We start from the raw sequence: 16,960 nt of genomic DNA on the forward strand, positions 1-16,960 counted from the left end.
TGTTCACGAAAACGTTTGCTTTCGGGGCGGCACCCCGTGGGTGCGGCGCAGCGGGATTCGTCTCGAATCGCGGCCGCGCCCACAAGGCCTGCCCCGGCATCCCCGGCCGGGCGGCCCGTCCGACAAAAGCTGAGACAAACACTCATATTTATTTCTTGACTGATTTAGTCATGCATGCCATCCCGATCTGGCCCGATACCGGGCGACATGACCTTTCCAGCCCCGGAGGCCCTGCCATGACCCTTTCCCCGCGCGCCCTGCTTCTGACCTCGGCCCTGCTTGCCCCCCTGCCCCTCGCGGCGGCCGAGCTTAATCTTTACACCTCGCGCGAGCCGAAACTGGTCGAACCGCTGCTCTCTGCCTTCACCGCCGAAACCGGGATCACCGTCACCACCGTCTTCCTCAAGGACGGGCTGGCCGAGCGCGTCGCGGCCGAGGGCGCGGCCTCGCCCGCCGATGTGCTGATGGCGGTCGATGCCGGCAACATGGCCGATCTGGCCGCCAAGGGCCTGACGCAAACCATTGACTCCGAAGCCGTTCTGGCCGCAGTGCCGAAAGAGCTGCGCGATCCGGAAAACCAGTGGGTGGCGCTGTCGATGCGGGCGCGCGTCGTCTATGCCGCCAAGGATCTGGGCCTGAGCGCGATCACCTATGAAGAGCTTGCCGATCCGAAATGGGCGGGCAAGATCTGCATCCGCTCAGGCCAGCACCCCTACAACACCGGGCTTTTCGCCGCCTATCTGGCGCATCACGGCACGGCGGCGACCGAGACCTGGCTGACCGGGCTCAAGGCCAATCTGGCGCGCAAGCCCGGCGGCGGCGACCGCGATGGCGCCAAGGACATCCTGGGCGGCATCTGCGACATCGCGGTGGCGAATTCCTATTACGTCGGGCTGATGCGCACGAATGAAAAGGAGCCCGAGCAGAAAGCCTGGGGCGAGGCGATCACCGTGCTGCTGCCGACGTTCAAGGACGGCGGCACGCATGTGAACATCTCGGGCGCGGCGATTGCGAAACATGCGCCGCACAAGGCCGAGGCGGTGAAACTGCTCGAATATCTCACCTCGGATGCGGCGCAAAAACTCTATGCCGAGGCGAATTTCGAATATCCGGTCAAGGCCGGGGCCGAGCTGGCGCCGATCATCGCCTCTTTCGGGCCGCTCTCTGTTGATCCGCTGCCGCTGACCGAGGTGGTGAAAAACCGCAAGGAAGCCAGCGCGCTCGTCGACAAGGTCGGCTTCGACAACTGAGACCCGCGATGGCCGTGACCGATCTGAGCCCGCGCCTGCCCGGGCGCATCGGCACCCGCCCCTTCATCGGGGGCGGGTCGCCCTGGCTTTGGGCGGCGGGCAGCATCGCCGCGCTGGTGCTGGCGCCGGTGGCGGCGCTGCTCTGGCAGGCGGCGCAGGGCTCGGACGGGCTTTGGAACCATCTTTGGGCGCATGTGCTGATCCCCGCGCTGGGGCAGACGGCGCTGCTTCTGGCCGGGGTCGGGCTGGTTGTCACGGTTCTGGGCACCGCCTTGGCCTGGCTGGTGGCGGCGCATGAGTTTCCGGGCCGCAGGCTGCTGGATTGGGCGCTGCTTTTGCCGCTGGCCGTGCCCAGCTACATCATCGCCTTTGTCTATCTGGAGGTGACGCATCCGCTCGGCCCGCTGCAAGACGGGCTGCGGGCGCTTTTGGGCTATGCCTCGCCGCGGGAGTTCCGGCTGCCCGACATCCGCTCCCTGCCGGGGGCGATTTTGCTTTTGGGGCTGGTGCTTTACCCCTATGTCTACCTGCCGGTGCGGGCGATGTTCGCGATGCAGGCGGCGGGGCTTCTGGAGGCCGGGCGGATGCTCGGCTGCACGCGGCGGGGGCTGCTGTGGCGGCTGGCGCTGCCGCTCGCCCGTCCGGCGATCGCGGCAGGGGCGAGCCTGGCGCTGATGGAGACACTGAACGACATCGGCGCGGCGGAGTTTCTGGGCGTGCGCACGCTGACGGTGTCAATCTATGCGACCTGGGTCACGCGCTCGGATCTGCCCGGGGCGGCGCAGATCGCGCTGGTGATGCTGGCCGTGGTGGCCGCGCTGGTGGCGCTGGAACGCTTCGCCCGGCGCAGGCAGCGCTTTGCGGGCGGGGCGCAGCGGATGCGGCCGCTGGTGCCGGTGCGGCTGGCGGGGCTGCGCGGCTTTGCAGCGCTCGGGCTGGGGCTGGTGCCGGTGGTGCTGGGCTTTGGCGTGCCGCTGGCCTGGCTTTTGTCCGAGGCCGTGACGCGGATCGCCGAGAGCGGGATTTCCGCGCAGCTGCGCGCCGAGATGCGGGCGACGCTGCTGCTGGCGACGGCGGCGACGGTGACGGTTGTGGCGGGCGGGCTGGTGGTGGTGCTGACGGCGCGGCTTTGCCCCGGCGGGCCCGGCGCGGTGATCGGGCGGCTCGCCAGCCTTGGCTATGCGATGCCCGGAACCGTGGTGGCGCTGGGCGTGCTGGTGCCGATGGGGGCGCTGGACCGGCTGCTCGACGCAGGCGCGCGGGCGGTTCTGGGTCAGGGCACCGGGCTGGTGCTGATCGGCTCGGGGCTGGCTTTGGGCTATGCCTATCTGGTGCGGTTTCTGGCAATCTCGGTGGGCGGCTGCGAAAGCGGTTTCGCGCAGATCCCGCGCGCGCTCGATCAGGCGGCGCGCAGTCTGGGCCATGGTCCGGCGGCCAGCCTGCGCCGGTTGCATCTGCCGCTTCTGCGCCCGGCCCTGATCGCGGCGGCGCTGCTCGTCTTTGTCGACACGATGAAGGAACTTTCGGCCACGCTGCTGTTGCGCCCGCTCGGCGTCGAGACGCTCGCCACCCATCTTTACGGCGAGGCGGCGCGCGGCAGCCATGAAGACGGCGCCATCGCGGGGCTTGCCATCGTCGCCGTGGGCATCCTGCCGGTGATCGCGCTGGCGCGGCTGGCGCAGCGGCGGGGGGCCTAACCGGCGCGGGCGAAGACCGCGTTTGCCGCCAGACCCGGCTCTGCCACCACCCAGCCCTGCCCGACCAGAGCCACCAGATGCGCGAAAAGATTGCGCGCCGCCGCCCGGTGCAGGGCCGCGGGCGTCTCGGCATAGACCCGCGCGGTCAGCGTGGGCAGCGTCGCGGGCCCCGCGGCCAGCGCCGCAAGGATCTGCGCCGTGCGGGCCTGCCGATGCGCCGCAAGCGCGGCCAGCCGCGCCGCGGGATCGGGCACCGGATCGCCATGGCCGGGATAGAACACCCGCGCCCCCTGCCCCGCCAGCCGGTCAAGCGTGGCGAAATAAGCCTCCAGATCGCCATCGGGCGGCGAGATCAGCGTCGTCGACCAGCCCATCACCACATCGGCGGTAAAGACCGCATCGCCCATCGCGAAACACAGGTGGTTGCCGAAATGCCCCGGCGTGTGCAGCGCCGTCACCGACCAATCGCCCAGCGCCAGCACCTCGCCATCGGAGAGCGTCTCATCGGGACGAAAGCCCGCATCCACCCCCTCGCCGCCACCCGCCAGCCCGGTCTCGGCCAGCGCCTGCATCGCGGCCGAACGCCCCGCCGCCGCATCGCCAAAGGCGAAGACCGGCGCCCCGGTCAGATCGGCCAGCGGCCGCGCCGCCCCGGAATGATCCAGATGCGCATGGCTGACCAGAATCGCCACCACCCGCTCGCCCGGGGCCAGATGGTCCAGCAGCGCCCGCAGATGCCCCGGATCGGCAGGCCCGGGATCGAGCACCGCCACCGCCCCCCGGCCCAGCACATAAGAACAGGTACCCCGATACGTCAGCGCCGAGGGGTTGGGCGCCACAAGCCGCCGCACGCCCGGTTCCAGATCCTTCATCCCTCTTTCCCTCTGCCGCTTCCGACGTTAGGTTGTGGCATGGATTTCGCCTGGCTCAAACACTTCCTGCCGCGCGGGCTTTACGGCCGGGCCGCGCTGATCCTGATCCTGCCGGTCGTCACCATCCAGCTGGTCGTCTCGGTCGTCTTCATCCAGCGCCATTTCGAGCGCGTGACCGAGCAGATGACCACCTCGATGCTGCGCGAGATCGCGCTGGTGGTCGAGCGCGCCGATACCGCCGCGACCGAAGCGCAGGCCACGGCGCGGATGGCGGAGCTCGCTCAGGCGCTGGACCTGCAACTGGCGCTGCCCGCGCCCGGGACCATCCCCGCCGCCGACCGGCGCGAGATCACCGATTTCACCGGGCTGACCGTGCAATCGACGCTGCGCGCGGGCCTGCCGGGGATGATCGCGCTGGATCTGACCGCGGGTGGGCGGGTGCAGCTTTGGGTCGCGACCCGGCACGGGCCGCTTTACATCGGCTTTCCGCGCGGCTGGGTCTCGGCCTCCAATCCGCATCAGCTGCTGGTGCTGATGGTCTTCGTTTCGGTGCTGATGACGCTGATCGCGTTTTTGTTCCTGCGCAACCAGTTGCGGCCAATCCAGCGGCTGGCCCGCGCTGCCGAGGCCTTCGGCAAGGGCCAGATCGCGCCCTATCGCCCGACCGGCGCGCTGGAGGTGCGGGCGGCGGGCAAGGCCTTTCTGGAGATGCGCGACCGGATCGAGCGGCAGACCGAAAGCCGCCGGCTGATGCTGTCGGGGATCAGCCACGATCTGCGCACGCCGCTGACGCGGCTCAGGCTTGGCCTGTCGATGCTGCCCGAAGAGCCCGAGACCGAGGCCGAGATCGCCGCGATGGCGCGCGACGTGACCGAGATGGGCAAGATGATCGACGCCTTCCTGAATGTCGCGCGCGAGGAGGCGATGGCGGGCGAGCCCGAACGGGTCGAGATCTGCGGCTTTGTCGGGCAGGTGGTGGAGGATGCGATCCGCGCCGGGCAGTCGGTACAGCTGATCGCCTGCCCCGAGACGCCGGTGCATGCGGTGGTGCGCCCCGATGCGCTGCGCCGCGCCCTGGAAAACCTGATCGGCAATGCGGTGCGCTATGGCACGCGGGCCGAGGTCTCGGTGACGGTGCGCCCGCGCAGCCTGCGTCTCGTGGTCGAGGATGACGGCCCCGGCATCCCCGCCGAGCGGCGCGAAGAGGCGATGCGGCCCTTTACCCGGCTTGATCCGGCGCGCAATCAGGACCGCGGTCAGGGCGTCGGGCTGGGGCTGGCGATTGCCGCCGACATCGCGCGGGGCCATGGCGGCAGCCTGACCCTGCTTGAGGGCAAGCGTCTGGGCGGGCTGGCGGCAGAACTGACGCTGCCACGCTGAGGCGGCCGGTCTGACGCTGTGGCTCAGAAGATCAGGACGAAAAGGCCGATCCAGGCCGCCGCCCCCGCAAGCACGATCGGCAGGATCCACCAGCCCGAGGCGGTTTTGACAGGCCGAACCTCGACCGCAACATCCCCGGACAGATCGACACATGCTCCGGCTGTTGTGCTCACCGCTTCGCTCCTTCACCTCGAACCCGCGTTCCCGCAACTGCAGGATGCGCGCAAAATCTTAACGAAACCTTTCGCGGCGCGCGGCCCCTGTGCATGGCGTCGGCGGCAAGATGTCGGGGGCAAGCTCTGCGCCCCGGCTCTTGCGCACCGGGTTTCGGCAGCGAGGGTCAACCCTTCCGCGATCTTCTCGGCATGACACACAAGATCGGGCGGCAACAGCAAAAGTTTGTCGGGCATCCGAGCCAAGCTTTGCTTGCAGCACGGGGCATTCTGCCGCAGTGTGAAGACTTGATGACGGCGGGGCGGGCCGTCGGTTCGCTGCAGTTGAACTGTGCCTCACCCCCCCCTAGATATGGGGCATGGGAAGGGACGGGTTGCCAATCGCGGGACCGGTGCCTTTCGCCGCAAACAAGGACAGAGAATGACCGCACTCCCCACCACCCATCCGGTCCTGCCGCTGCGCGACATCGTGGTGTTCCCGCATATGATCGTGCCGCTTTTCGTCGGCCGCGAGAAATCCGTGCGCGCCCTTGAAGAGGTGATGGCCGACGACCGGCAGATCCTGCTGGCCAGCCAGATCGACCCCTCGATCGACGACCCCTCGCCCGAGGGGATCTTCCGCGTCGGCGTGCTCGCCAATGTGCTGCAACTGCTGAAACTGCCCGACGGCACGGTCAAGGTGCTGGTCGAAGGCAAGACCCGGGTGCGGATCACCGATTTCGTCGAAAACGACCGCTTCTTCGAGGCGCAGGCCGAAACCCTGACCGAGGTCGAGGGCGACCGCGACACGATCAAGGCGCTGTTGCGCTCGGTCGCCGAGGAATTCGAACGCTACGCCAAGATCAAGAAGAACATCCCCGAAGAGGCGATGGCCGCGGTGTCCGAAACCCGCGAAGCCGACAAGCTTGCCGATCTCGTTTCGGGCCATCTGGGGCTTGAGGTCAAGCTCAAGCAGGAGCTGCTGGAAACGCTGGACATTTCCGAGCGGCTGGAAAAGGTCTACGGGCTGATGCAGGGCGAGGTCTCGGTCCTGCAGGTCGAGAAAAAGATCAAGTCGCGCGTCAAGTCGCAGATGGAAAAGACGCAGCGCGAATATTACCTGAACGAACAGATGAAGGCGATCCAGCGCGAGCTGGGCGATGGCGAGGACGGTCAGAACGAGCTCAACGAGCTTGAGGAAAAGATCGCCAAGACCAAGCTGTCGAAAGAGGCCAAGGACAAGGCCGAGGGCGAGCTGAAGAAGCTGCGCTCGATGAGCCCGATGTCGGCCGAGGCGACGGTGGTGCGCAACTATCTGGACTGGCTTCTGAATCTGCCCTGGGGCGTGAAAAGCCGGGTGAAGAAGGATCTGATCGGCGCCGAAAAGGTGCTCGATGCCGATCACTACGGGCTGGAAAAGGTCAAGGAACGCATCGTCGAATATCTCGCCGTGCAGGCGCGCTCGGACAAGCTGAAGGGGCCGATCCTGTGCCTTGTCGGCCCGCCGGGCGTCGGCAAGACCTCGCTGGGGCGGTCCGTTGCCCGCGCGACGGGGCGGGAATTCATCCGCATCAGCCTTGGCGGCGTGCGCGATGAAAGCGAAATCCGCGGCCACCGGCGCACCTATATCGGCTCGATGCCGGGCAAGATCATCCAGGCGCTGAAAAAGGCGAAGACCACGAACCCGATGATCCTGCTCGATGAAATCGACAAGATGGGGCATGATTTCCGCGGAGATCCGGCCTCGGCGCTCTTGGAGGTGCTCGACCCGGAGCAAAACGGCAGCTTCGTCGACCACTATCTTGAGGTCGAATATGACCTCTCGAACGTGATGTTCCTGACCACGGCGAACAGCTACAACATGCCCGGCCCGCTGCTGGACCGGATGGAGATCATTTCGCTGGCCGGTTACACCGAGGACGAAAAGACCGAGATCGCCCGGCAGCACCTGATCCCCAAGCAGGTCAAGGCGCATGGGCTGAAGAAGGGCGAATTCACCCTGACCGACGGCGCGCTTTCGGATATCGTGCGCTATTACACCCGCGAAGCCGGGGTGCGGAACCTGGAACGCGAGATCGCGAAAACCGCCCGCAAGGCGGTGACCGAGATCCTCAAGGCCAGGGGCGCGGTGAAATCGGTCACGGTCGATGAGGCGAAGCTGGGCGATTATCTGGGCGTGAAGCGGCACCGCTATGGTCTGGCCGAGGCCGAGGATCAGGTGGGCGTCGTCACCGGTCTGGCCTGGACCTCGGTTGGCGGCGATCTCTTGCATATCGAGGCGCTGAAACTGCCCGGCAAGGGGCGGATGAAGACCACCGGCAAGCTGGGCGACGTGATGAAGGAATCGATCGAGGCGGCGTCAAGCTATGTCCGCTCGATCGCGCCGGAAATCGGGGTGAAGCCGCCGAAATTCGAGACGCTGGACATTCACGTCCACGTCCCCGATGGCGCGACGCCGAAGGATGGCCCCTCGGCCGGTCTGGCGATGGTGACCTCGATCGTCTCGGTGCTGACCGGCATTCCGGTGCGCAAGGATATCGCGATGACGGGCGAAGTGTCGCTTCGCGGCAATGCCATGCCGATCGGGGGCCTCAAGGAAAAACTGCTGGCGGCGCTGCGCGGCGGCATCAAGACCGTGCTGATCCCCGAGGAGAACGAAAAGGACCTGGCCGAGATCCCGGCCAACGTCAAGGAAGGGCTGGAGATCATCCCGGTGACCCATGTCCGCGAGGTTCTGGCCCGTGCGCTGGTGCGCGCCCCCGAGCCGGTGGAATGGGACGAGGCGGCCGAGGAAGCCGCCGCCGCCGCCCGCGCTGCCGCCCGGGCCGAAGCGACGGGCGCCACGGCGCATTGATCTGCCGCTGAAACAGGCTCTGACGCGCCCCCCTTGCGGGGGCGCGTTGTTTTTTCTGCGCCCGGCCTTGCCGCGCATGGATTGTTGCGCCGTTGCGGCCTAACCTTGGCGCGACAGCAAACCGAGGGGGGCGCGATGCGCAAATCCACGAAGAAATCCACCGCGGCAAAGGCCGTGAAACCGCAGCCGGTGCCGGAAGAGCCGGTGCCGGAAGCGGTCGCGCCCGAGGCGACGCCCGTCGCGGCCCGGGTGCAGGTGAAGAAAAAGGACTTCGTCGAGCGCGTGGTGCTGCGCAGCGGCGCCAAGAAGCCGGTGGCGCGCGATCTGACCGAGGCGGTTCTGGCGGTGCTGGGCGAGGCGCTGGCGCAGGGCGAGACGCTGGTTCTGCCGCCGCTGGGCAAGATGTCGGTGGCCCGTTCGGTCGGCAAGGCGGGCGGCGAGATCCTGCATGTGAAGCTGCGGCGGATGGCTTTGCCGGAAGATGCGAAAAAGGATGCAGATTCCGCATCAGACCCCCTTGCGGATGCTGAGGAGTGACGTTAAACACCGCTCCACCGGGCGATTAGCTCAGCGGTAGAGCGCTTCGTTCACATCGAAGATGTCAGCGGTTCAAATCCGTTATCGCCCACCATGTTTCCCGTTGAAAGCGCTGGATTTTTCCGGCGCTTTCTTCATTTCAACGAAGCGCGCTCCGGTTCGGTGAACCTAGAATGTCACTTCGGAACCTTCCGCAAGTTCATGAAGTCGAGCGCCGCGACGGCATCGTCCATCTGGTTCGGCAGGTAGCGCGCATAGGTTCGGAACGTCACCGCGGTGTTGCTGTGGCCGAGAACCTGCGAGACTTTTTCGAGCGGCACCCCTGCCCCGAGCATGTGGACGGCCGCGGTGTGGCGCAGCTCGTGGATGGTGACATGCCCCAGCCTGGCCCGGCGAACCGCCGCACTCACGCCGTTGCGGATGCACGCCACAGGCCCACCCGCATATTCGATCACCGAATCGGACAGTGCCGCCTCGCGCGCCGTGTAAAGTGCGGCGCGCACGCTGGCATTCATCGGCACGATGGCCCTGCCCTTGCGGGTCTTGCTGTCGGCGATCCGCAGGTTGATGCAGTTGCGCTCGAAATCCACCCGGTCCCAGGTCAGATCCAGCACGGCGCCAACCCGCGCGCCGGTCCCCAGCAACAAGATCAGCGCCAGCCGGATATGCGGCGCGCTGGCGTGCTCGATCAGCCGCCGCGCCTCGCCTGCATTCAGGATGCGCTTTTCAGGATCCGGTTTCGGCGGGCGCCAAACGTGCACGGTTTCCCCGGCATAAAGACGGGCTTTCTTGCCGTAGTTCAGCGCGCTTTGCAGGTGGCCGAGTTCGGTCCAGATGCTGCCCTGCGATATCCCGGCCGCTTCGCGCGCCGTGGCATAGGCCCGGCAGGCGGTGCGGTCGATCTGCTCCGGCGCCATGTGACCAAAGGCGGGCAGGATCGCCTTGCCGGTGTAGCCCATCGTCTTTGCTGTCGGTTTGTCGCCGAGATCCCGGACGTAATCTGCCCAGATCGAGGCCACCGTTACCGCGCTGGTCGATGCCGCCGTCTTGGCGCGATAGACGGTTATTGCCTCGCTCTCGGCTTCCTTTCTGGTGCGTGCCTCAAGCTGATAGCGGCGGCGTCCGGTATCGTCGTGCCAGTAGACGCAATATCCGCCCCGCAGGCGTCCGATGCTGATGTCGGGCATTGCTCCGCGTTCCTTTCGTATTCTTCGACGGCGTCGGGTTTGATGCGCAACAGGCGGCCGACTCTGTAAGCGCGCAGTTCGCGCCGGTGTATCAAGTTGCGCACCGTCTGCGGAGAGACGCCCCACAGATCGGCCAGGGTGTCCGGCGTGAACGGGCGCTGGTCATGTTTGGTCATTGGCTTGCACCCCTTTGCTTCCCGGCATTTCGTCCCATGTGCGCCCATCGAGCAGGCGGCCAGATGCGCACTTGCCGATGCGATACATGCTGCAGCCGGTGATGATGTTCCAGGTGGCGCCGGTCCAGCCGATCTTGGTTTTGTCAGCCATGATCAGCTCTCTCCCCAATAATCCATATCGCTCTCGGCGCAGACCTCCGGGCCTTCACTGCCGAATTCAGGATCTGCGAAGTACGATTCCGCGACCTCGCTGGCATAGGCCGCGACCGGCGTGCCGTCGTCGAAATGGGTAAACCCGCATTTCGTCAGGCAATGCGCAACGAACCGTTCGACGAATTGCTCCTTGGTCAGTTGATCAGCCATTGCGGGCCTCCTGCTGCCGCTCGGCGCAGCCGCCCCATTGATCAGCACAGGCTTCGGCGAGGCCCTGGAAGGTGCGGCTGCGGATCTTCCACCGATCCGGCCCGGGGCTGGCGCGGTGGATCGCGGACCATTTCGCGTGCCGCTCCGGCTCTTCGGCTTTGCGCGGCGGCACCAGCTTGTTCGTCGGGACGAGGGGCGGCAGGCCGCGCAGGTAGAAGCCGGTGGCCTTGAAGAACGGATCACCGAACCACCACGGCTGGACGATCTGCGGGCGCGGCAGATCCGCGGGCAGGCGTTCGCGCGCGTGCGGGTTCATCACCGGGTTCTCGACAGCCACGCGCGGCACCGGCGCCTGCCAGCAGGTCGCAAACAGGGCAGCCCCGCGGTCGAGGTCGGCCCACAGGAAGGCGAGCCGCTCCTCACGACTCATGCGCAGGTAGGCCTCCCGCTCCGCCGCGGCATAGGTCTCCGGCAGGCGCTTCGAGGGCTCGTGCAGCCACCTGACACCGCTGTTGCACAGCCGCGTGCAGGGCGGGTGCATCACGGCAAGCAGATCCCAGCCGTCCGCCAGATAGTCGCGGAGGTCGCCGACAATGTGCCGGTTGCTGCCATCCTCGCTGGGGAGCAGATCGACGCTCCAGGCATCATGCCCTCGGGCCGAGAATGCGCGGCGCATCACGCCTGAGGTTTCGCAGCCGATCAGAACGCGCATCATTGCCATGCCGCGCAAATGAGCCACGCGCCCAAAGAGCCAAGCGCACAGCAGGCATAGGCTGGCAACAAGACGCTGAGGCCGTCCGCCACATGATCGGGTCCGCCGTTTTCCGGATCGGCGATGATCACCCGCCTGATGGCAAGGATGCCAAAGACGGACACAAAAACAAGAATTGCCCCGATGATGGTCATATTTCGCTCCTGTCTCCCGGGATGCCGCCCCGCGCGGGGGCGGAGAAGGCCGGTCAGTAATCGGTCATCAGGTCTGCCCCGAGTGGGGTCACCCGCCAGACGCCGTGCCCGGTCGAGTTTTCAAAGCGGATCAGGCCAGCATCTCTGGCGGCGTGAAGCTCTCGATCCGATGCATTCGGGATGCCGGTTTTGTTGCGCATCACCGCCGCGACAGCTGGGCGGTGGTGTTGAAGATGCGCGAGCGGTGCGTCTTGGTTCATGTGTGCCTCCTTAGTTCTCTCTCCTGTCTCTCGGGATGCCGCCCCGCGCGGGGGCGGTCACCGGAGGGTCAGACGGCCTTCGCAACGACGCAGGCACGGGCCGCGGGCGGGACAGCGGCGTGATTTTCAGCGCAAGGCCGCTCAGCAGGCGGGACATGATCTGCCCCTGAAGCCAGCCGCGACCGGCGGGGCTGTGATAGTCGATCTCGCACCGGCCGGTGTCGCGGATCACTTCGTCAAGCTCTGGGTCGATGACTTCGACGCGGACAGGAAAGGTCATGGATGGCTCGCGTGTTGGGGGCTGCGGCGCGTGGAGGGGGGGATGACGCGCCGCAGCCTTGCCCGTGCGGGTCAGCGCACGGGATCTCAGATCATGCCGAGGGCGGTTTTGTAGAGATCGAGGATCGCCTCTTCCTCGGCCAGATCGTTCTTGTCGCGTTTGCGCAGGGCGATGATCTTCCGGATCACCTTGGTGTCATAGCCGCGCCCCTTGGCATCGGCCATAATGTCCTTCTGCTGCGCGCTGATGTCCTTCTTTTCAGCATCAAGCTGCTCGTATTGCTCGATAAACTGGCGCAGCTCGTCGGCGGCGACGGCATAGGCGCGATCGCGCACCGCGCGATCGGCGGCCGTCTCTTTCATCGGGGTCTGGTCCAGCATTCTGTGTCCTGGAAAAAGGGCCCGGGCGCGGTGTCGCTTGAACGCCCGGGCCAGTTGCCCGGCCGGGAGTCAGCGGCACTCGGGATAGAGGGGCGCCGCCGCAAGGGCCGGGTGGCAGATGTGCGGTTCGAGCGCGAGAGTGAGGTTCAGCGCGGTGCGCAGGCCAAGATGGCCAAAGAGCAGCGTGGCCGCGAGGATCGCCGCATAGGCGGAAAGCGAAAGCGAGGGGTGATGCGACGTGGCAAGCCCGTCGCGCAGTCGCAAAAATCTGGGTTCGTCGCGCCGCATCACTGCCTCCTCTGCTGTAGCTGGAGGCTATAAGATGGACAAAAAGTCCATCAGTCAAGTCTCAAAATAGACTAAAGGTCCATTGTTGTTCTTCTGGGTCTTTGAGATAACCCCCCAGAGGGGGATGAACGCATGTACTCAATGCTCGATCTGCTGGTTCTCGGAGCGGCGCGCATGACCGGGGCGTCTGTCAAGCAAACGTACTGCGCGGGATGCAGCGTTAAGGCGAAGCTCAATGCTCTTTGGGGTCGAGTTTCGCGGCGGCCTTAGCCGTCCTCGCGGCGTGCATGTTCTCAGCTAGCGCGGCGCGGATTTCGAGCGGTGCATCAGAAAGGATGCCCCGGTAAATAAAGTCTAGTCCTATCCCGTAGAGATCGGCGATCTTGGCTCCCATCGCAATGTCGAGGCCTTTCGTTCCAGCCTCGACCTTGGTGAGCGTGCTCCGATCCAGGGCGATTGAATCGGCAAAGGCAGCCTTGGTCATGTTCAGCGTCTCGCGGATCGCAGTTATCCGCTCCCCGACGCGATCAGGGTGCATTTCGGGCGAGAGAACGGCTGCGGCGATGAGCTTTTTCATACCTGAAGGTTGCGCGGCGTTGGAAAAAACGTCCATCGACCTTTTGTCCATTGTTGACTGATGGACATTTTGTCCATTATGGAATAGGTATGAGAGCATGCAAAACCGTCCGTGATCTGATCGACAAGTGGCCTGTGCGGCGCGACCTCGCCTCTGATTTGGGGGTGACTGTAGACCGTGTGAATAAGTGGGCGCGGGTGGAAGCTATTCCTGCGCGTTACCATGCCGGGCTGTTGCGTGCCGCTGGGCTCAGAGGGTTTTCTGTGTCCGCGGAGGATCTGGTTCTCATGCACGACAGATCCAGATGCGAAGGCGCGGCGGATGGTGTGGCGTTGCCCTCGACACCCTCGGGTGTCGAGGGCGCGAGCGTGACGCTGGATCATCGCACCTTGCCTGCCGTTCAAATGGCGCCTGCCCTTTCTAAAAATTCCTTGACCGATACGCGGCATCCTGACGGTGCGGAGGGACCTCTCCCATGAGAAACGGCACTTTGATCTCGCAAGAAGATGCGGCGCGGCGGATCGAGGATGCGCTGCGGCTGCGGGTCGGGCGGGGGCGGCGGTTCTCGTTTCCGGCGCTGTCGGATGCGACGGGCATCCCGACGCGGACGCTGGAGAGCTATGTGCAGGGGGCGACGCCGCAGCTGAACGCGCTTTTGTCGATCTGCTCGGTGCTGGGGCCGTCCTTCACCAGCGACATTCTGGCGGCCTGCGGGCAGATGGCGCATGAGGCGAACCCGGGCGACCCCGAGCATCTGCGGGTGGCGGCCTCGCTGGGCGAGCTGGTGATGCAGATTTCCGAAGCGGTGGCAGATGGTTACGTCGATCACCGCGAGGCGGCGCAGATGCGCCCGCTGGCGGCGCGGCTGATCGAACTGCTGGAGCCGCTGGCCCATGACCCGGCGGCGCGGGGGCGGCCATGAGCGGCTTTCCGGCGGTGGTGATCGATGGCGCCAGCGGCACGGCGCGGATGGCGCTGCGGATCGAGACCGGGCGGATGGCGCGGTTTCTGGGGCTGATGCGCGACCGGCTGGCGCTTCTGGGCGATGGCGAGATCGACGCGGTCGAGCGGTTTTGCGACGCCGCGGGGCTGGTGCGGCTGGTGCAGGCACCGCCCGAGGGCGGCGCGCCGGTGCTGCTGGCGGTGCCGAGCCTGCGCATGCTGCATTTTCTGGACCGGATCGGCTGCGCGCCCTGGGCGGCGCTGGCGGTGGCCTTTGCCGGGGTCGAGGTGCCGCCCGAGGCGGGCGAGGTCGATGATCTGCTGGCGCGGGCGTTCTGAGGACGGGAGGCGGCACGATGGGCGTGAAGCTGATCAGCGGGCCGCGGGCACAGCTGTCGCCTGTCGGCGGGGCAGTTCTGAATGCGGGGAGGATCTGCGATGGTTGAGGCATTCCATGGGGCCGGGGCGCAGCGCGCCGCGATCTTCAAGCCGGTGGGCGCCGAGGAGATCCGCGACTATCCGCTGTCGAACGAAGACCGGCTCGACAGCCATTATTTCGTGCCATGGGAGCGGCGGCGCTGGCTGAACTCCGACATGCGCTTGCGCGGCACGGCCGAATGCCGGGCGCTTTATCTCGATCTGATCTTCATCTCCTATGACCAGTCGCCGGTCGGCACGCTGCCGATCGACACCGACATTCTGGCGCGGCTGGTGATGGTCGATCCGGTGCATATGCGGGCGCTGTGCAGCCTGCCCTACGGCCCCCTGCACCGCTGGGAGCGCTGCCGCTGCGATGGCGGCGAGATCCGGTTGATGCATCCGATGGTGCTGCGCACCCTGACCGAAGCGATCGCGCGCAAGGAAGACAACCGCGCGAAGAACGAGGCGGCCAATGCCGCCAAGCGCCGCCAGCGGCTGCGGATCACGATCTCCGGCTATGCGGCGGATCTGGCCAAGAACGATGCGGCGCTGCTGTTCATGGATGAATGGCTGGTGAGCCAGGGCTGCGAGTACCGGTCCTCGGCATGGGTCGAGCGGGCGCTGGCGGCCTGGTCGGATCACATGCTGGCGCTGACCATGCGGGCCAGATCGGAACGGCAATAACTGTCCAAGATTGTCCGAAAGACAGTGTCAAGACAGTCTCAGACACTCTCGGACTGTCCTGCACGACAGGGAAAAGGACAAGACATTGAAAGGGATAGAAGCCGATCCTCAGACAGACCCGAGCGGGCGAACCTGTGGATATGTGGATAAGTGCTGAGAAAGGAGCAGGGACGATGACAGGGCAGGACAAGGAACAGGACGGGGAGCGCCAGGACGGGGGCCGGAGCGAGGCGCGGGTGCGCGCCGAGTTGCTCGGGCCGATGGCCGGGCTGCGGCGCAGCCGCAAGGTGACGGCCGAGGACCATGCCCGCGATCAGGCGATGATCGCGCGCAGGCTGTCTTACATGAGCCGACAGAACCTGCGGGGCCTGTGCGAGATGGCGCTCAAACAGGCGCGCGGGGTCTGGCCGGAACCGGCGCTTTTGCTGAGCTGGGCCTATGGGCTGGAGCAGCCGCCGCCGCAAAAGAGCGATTACGTCGCCTCGTTGCTGCGCTCGGCGGCGGGGCGCGAGGCGCGCGACGGCGGCTATCTGGTCGAGCTGATGCGGATGGCCCGGCGGCTCGGCCCGCCGCCCGGGCGTTACATGATCTCGAAGCTGCGCGAAGAGGCCGCCGACAATGCCCGCCGCCGCGCCGGGCTGCGCCAGATGCTGGAACGCGGCAGCAGCCTGCGCCGCGAGGATCACGCCTGGCTGGAAGCCTATCACGCCGATCTGGCGCTGGCGGAAGCGATGATGAAGACTTCGGACGCAGAGGATCGCGCGGCATGAGCCTGATGACATTTCCCGGGGGGCGGGTCGTTCCCGCGAAGGTTCTGGCGGATCTGGCGGTGCGCCATCTGACGGGCACGGCCGATCCCGCAGCGATCCGGGCGCTCGCCGCGCGCGATCGGGCGCAGTTCCGTTTCTGGGTCGAGGTGCTTGACTGGGCGCTGACGACGAAAGCGGTGGAGCGCAGCGAGCTTTGGGCGCGGCGGGGCGGCGCGGGCAGCCCGCTGGAGGTGGTGCTGTCGGTGACGCGGATGCAGGCGCTGGCGCAGGCCTGCGTGATGGCGCGGGCGGCGGCGCCGCAAAGCTGCGGGCCGGAGATCGCGGCCGCGCCCGCGCGGGGCGCCGCGCTGCGGTTTCAGCCGGTCGCCATGGTGCCGAAGGGCGCGGAGGGCTTCGCGGCGGAACCGGCAGGCTATCGCGGCCGCGATGCGGTGCGGCGGGCCGATCTCTTCGACAAGATGGAGCGGGCGGCGCAGCGGCGCGGTCAGGCGGCGCCGTTCTCGCCCGGGCAGGTTCTGGCGGGGCGCAGCTATGCGGCGCTGGCCGAATTCGTCTCGGCGGGCGGGGTCAAATGCTCCAGCCTCGAAGGGCGGATCGGCGGCGGCGGCGCGGGCGGGCTCGACTGGATCGAACGGCACGCCCAGGCGGCGGTGCGGCTGGCGCGGATGCGGGTGCTGATCGGCCCCGGCGCGGCGCTTTCGGTGCGCCGGGTGCGGCCCTCGAAACGCGCCGAAGAGGGCGGCGCGCGCACCATCGCGGACCGGGCGCTGGTCGATGGTTTCTGCCTGCAGGGCCAGAGCCTCGGCGATGTGCTGCTGGCGCATGGCTGGGCGAAGAGCGGGCAGAACATCGAAGTCCTGCGCAAGGCGCTGGCGGCGGCGCTGGAAAGGATGCGACTTTGCGCTTGACCGTTAAATCGCGAATGCGTATGGGTTTTGCATGATCTCGAATTGCGCCCGAAGGCTGACCAGCCTTGCGGGCGTTT

The 16,960-nt window shown here is 66.7% G+C and carries 23 protein-coding genes and 1 tRNA gene; 11 read left to right on the top strand and 13 right to left on the bottom strand.

Going from position 1 to position 16,960, the window contains the following annotated elements:
• Positions 1 to 236 precede the first annotated feature (236 nt).
• Entirely contained in the window at positions 237 to 1,250 is a 1,014-nt protein-coding gene (locus tag AC4PTB_RS12240; protein ID WP_492190215.1) for an extracellular solute-binding protein, read from the top strand.
• 8 nt (positions 1,251 to 1,258) lie between these two features.
• The gene (locus tag AC4PTB_RS12245; RefSeq protein WP_492190216.1) at positions 1,259 to 2,947 is read left to right on the top strand and encodes an ABC transporter permease; all 1,689 of its coding nucleotides are present in this window, start codon (positions 1,259 to 1,261) and stop codon (positions 2,945 to 2,947) included.
• Here the strand turns inward: AC4PTB_RS12245 and AC4PTB_RS12250 are convergent.
• Positions 2,944 to 3,819, bottom strand: coding sequence for an MBL fold metallo-hydrolase (locus tag AC4PTB_RS12250; RefSeq protein ID WP_492190217.1), 876 nt, complete (start codon positions 3,817 to 3,819; stop codon positions 2,944 to 2,946). The genes AC4PTB_RS12245 and AC4PTB_RS12250 overlap by 4 nt on opposite strands.
• A gap of 39 nt (positions 3,820 to 3,858) precedes the next feature.
• Between AC4PTB_RS12250 and AC4PTB_RS12255 the strand changes: the two genes are divergently transcribed.
• The gene (locus tag AC4PTB_RS12255) at positions 3,859 to 5,199 is read left to right on the top strand and encodes an ATP-binding protein (RefSeq protein ID WP_492190218.1); all 1,341 of its coding nucleotides are present in this window, start codon (positions 3,859 to 3,861) and stop codon (positions 5,197 to 5,199) included.
• Positions 5,200 to 5,222: 23 nt separating this feature from the next.
• Here the strand turns inward: AC4PTB_RS12255 and AC4PTB_RS12260 are convergent, their stop codons facing one another.
• Positions 5,223 to 5,372, bottom strand: coding sequence for a hypothetical protein (locus AC4PTB_RS12260; protein ID WP_492190219.1), 150 nt, complete (start codon positions 5,370 to 5,372; stop codon positions 5,223 to 5,225).
• 421 nt (positions 5,373 to 5,793) lie between these two features.
• Between AC4PTB_RS12260 and lon the strand changes: the two genes are divergently transcribed.
• From lon to AC4PTB_RS12275, 3 genes are all read left to right on the top strand, one after another.
• Positions 5,794 to 8,205, top strand: a complete 2,412-nt coding sequence (gene lon / locus AC4PTB_RS12265; protein ID WP_492190220.1) for an endopeptidase La — start codon at positions 5,794 to 5,796, stop codon at positions 8,203 to 8,205.
• A 135-nt stretch (positions 8,206 to 8,340) separates the two neighbouring features.
• Positions 8,341 to 8,742 (top strand): HU family DNA-binding protein, encoded by a 402-nt coding sequence (locus AC4PTB_RS12270; RefSeq protein ID WP_492190221.1) that lies wholly within the window; start codon positions 8,341 to 8,343, stop codon positions 8,740 to 8,742.
• Positions 8,743 to 8,761: 19 nt separating this feature from the next.
• Positions 8,762 to 8,836: transfer RNA gene (locus AC4PTB_RS12275), tRNA-Val, on the top strand.
• Positions 8,837 to 8,918: 82 nt separating this feature from the next.
• Here AC4PTB_RS12275 and AC4PTB_RS12280 read toward each other — a convergent pair.
• The 11 genes from AC4PTB_RS12280 to AC4PTB_RS12330 all read right to left on the bottom strand — a co-directional run bounded on the left by AC4PTB_RS12280 (position 8,919) and on the right by AC4PTB_RS12330 (position 13,195).
• Entirely contained in the window at positions 8,919 to 9,701 is a 783-nt protein-coding gene (locus AC4PTB_RS12280) for a tyrosine-type recombinase/integrase (RefSeq protein WP_492192638.1), read from the bottom strand.
• 104 nt (positions 9,702 to 9,805) lie between these two features.
• Complete coding sequence (locus AC4PTB_RS12285; RefSeq protein ID WP_492190222.1) at positions 9,806 to 10,153, bottom strand: helix-turn-helix domain-containing protein; 348 nt, start codon at positions 10,151 to 10,153, stop codon at positions 9,806 to 9,808.
• Positions 10,092 to 10,256, bottom strand: coding sequence for a hypothetical protein (locus AC4PTB_RS12290; RefSeq protein WP_492190223.1), 165 nt, complete (start codon positions 10,254 to 10,256; stop codon positions 10,092 to 10,094). The genes AC4PTB_RS12285 and AC4PTB_RS12290 overlap by 62 nt, the downstream gene beginning before the upstream one ends.
• A gap of 2 nt (positions 10,257 to 10,258) precedes the next feature.
• Positions 10,259 to 10,468, bottom strand: a complete 210-nt coding sequence (locus AC4PTB_RS12295; protein WP_444454904.1) for a hypothetical protein — start codon at positions 10,466 to 10,468, stop codon at positions 10,259 to 10,261.
• Positions 10,461 to 11,180: a hypothetical protein gene (locus AC4PTB_RS12300; RefSeq protein WP_492192639.1), complete on the bottom strand. Its 720-nt coding sequence runs from the start codon at positions 11,178 to 11,180 to the stop codon at positions 10,461 to 10,463. Before AC4PTB_RS12300 ends, AC4PTB_RS12295 begins: the two co-directional genes overlap by 8 nt.
• Positions 11,180 to 11,374: a hypothetical protein gene (locus tag AC4PTB_RS12305; RefSeq protein WP_492190224.1), complete on the bottom strand. Its 195-nt coding sequence runs from the start codon at positions 11,372 to 11,374 to the stop codon at positions 11,180 to 11,182. The genes AC4PTB_RS12300 and AC4PTB_RS12305 overlap by 1 nt, the downstream gene beginning before the upstream one ends.
• Positions 11,375 to 11,427: 53 nt before the next feature.
• Positions 11,428 to 11,634, bottom strand: coding sequence for a hypothetical protein (locus AC4PTB_RS12310; protein WP_492190225.1), 207 nt, complete (start codon positions 11,632 to 11,634; stop codon positions 11,428 to 11,430).
• Positions 11,635 to 11,644: 10 nt separating this feature from the next.
• Positions 11,645 to 11,914, bottom strand: a complete 270-nt coding sequence (locus AC4PTB_RS12315) for a hypothetical protein (RefSeq protein WP_492190226.1) — start codon at positions 11,912 to 11,914, stop codon at positions 11,645 to 11,647.
• Between the two features lie 86 nt (positions 11,915 to 12,000).
• Entirely contained in the window at positions 12,001 to 12,276 is a 276-nt protein-coding gene (locus AC4PTB_RS12320) for a DUF2312 domain-containing protein (RefSeq protein ID WP_492190227.1), read from the bottom strand.
• Positions 12,277 to 12,363: 87 nt separating this feature from the next.
• A complete protein-coding gene (locus AC4PTB_RS12325; protein WP_492190228.1) occupies positions 12,364 to 12,582 on the bottom strand; it encodes a hypothetical protein in 219 nt (72 codons plus the stop codon).
• A 232-nt stretch (positions 12,583 to 12,814) separates the two neighbouring features.
• Entirely contained in the window at positions 12,815 to 13,195 is a 381-nt protein-coding gene (locus AC4PTB_RS12330) for a helix-turn-helix domain-containing protein (RefSeq protein ID WP_492190229.1), read from the bottom strand.
• Between the two features lie 439 nt (positions 13,196 to 13,634).
• On the opposite strand from AC4PTB_RS12330, the gene AC4PTB_RS12335 reads away from it, so the two are divergent.
• The 5 genes from AC4PTB_RS12335 (at position 13,635) to AC4PTB_RS12355 (ending at position 16,883) form a co-directional block, all read left to right on the top strand.
• Complete coding sequence (locus tag AC4PTB_RS12335) at positions 13,635 to 14,081, top strand: hypothetical protein (RefSeq protein WP_492190230.1); 447 nt, start codon at positions 13,635 to 13,637, stop codon at positions 14,079 to 14,081.
• Positions 14,078 to 14,440: a hypothetical protein gene (locus AC4PTB_RS12340; RefSeq protein WP_492190231.1), complete on the top strand. Its 363-nt coding sequence runs from the start codon at positions 14,078 to 14,080 to the stop codon at positions 14,438 to 14,440. The genes AC4PTB_RS12335 and AC4PTB_RS12340 overlap by 4 nt, the downstream gene beginning before the upstream one ends.
• 99 nt (positions 14,441 to 14,539) lie before the next feature.
• Positions 14,540 to 15,205, top strand: coding sequence for a hypothetical protein (locus AC4PTB_RS12345; RefSeq protein ID WP_492190232.1), 666 nt, complete (start codon positions 14,540 to 14,542; stop codon positions 15,203 to 15,205).
• Between the two features lie 173 nt (positions 15,206 to 15,378).
• Positions 15,379 to 15,975, top strand: coding sequence for a hypothetical protein (locus AC4PTB_RS12350; RefSeq protein WP_492190233.1), 597 nt, complete (start codon positions 15,379 to 15,381; stop codon positions 15,973 to 15,975).
• Positions 15,972 to 16,883, top strand: coding sequence for a hypothetical protein (locus AC4PTB_RS12355; protein ID WP_492190234.1), 912 nt, complete (start codon positions 15,972 to 15,974; stop codon positions 16,881 to 16,883). The genes AC4PTB_RS12350 and AC4PTB_RS12355 overlap by 4 nt, the downstream gene beginning before the upstream one ends.
• The last annotated feature ends 77 nt before the right edge of the window (positions 16,884 to 16,960 follow it).

It is taken from the genome of Rhodobacter sp. 4.3.4, assembly GCF_058724655.1.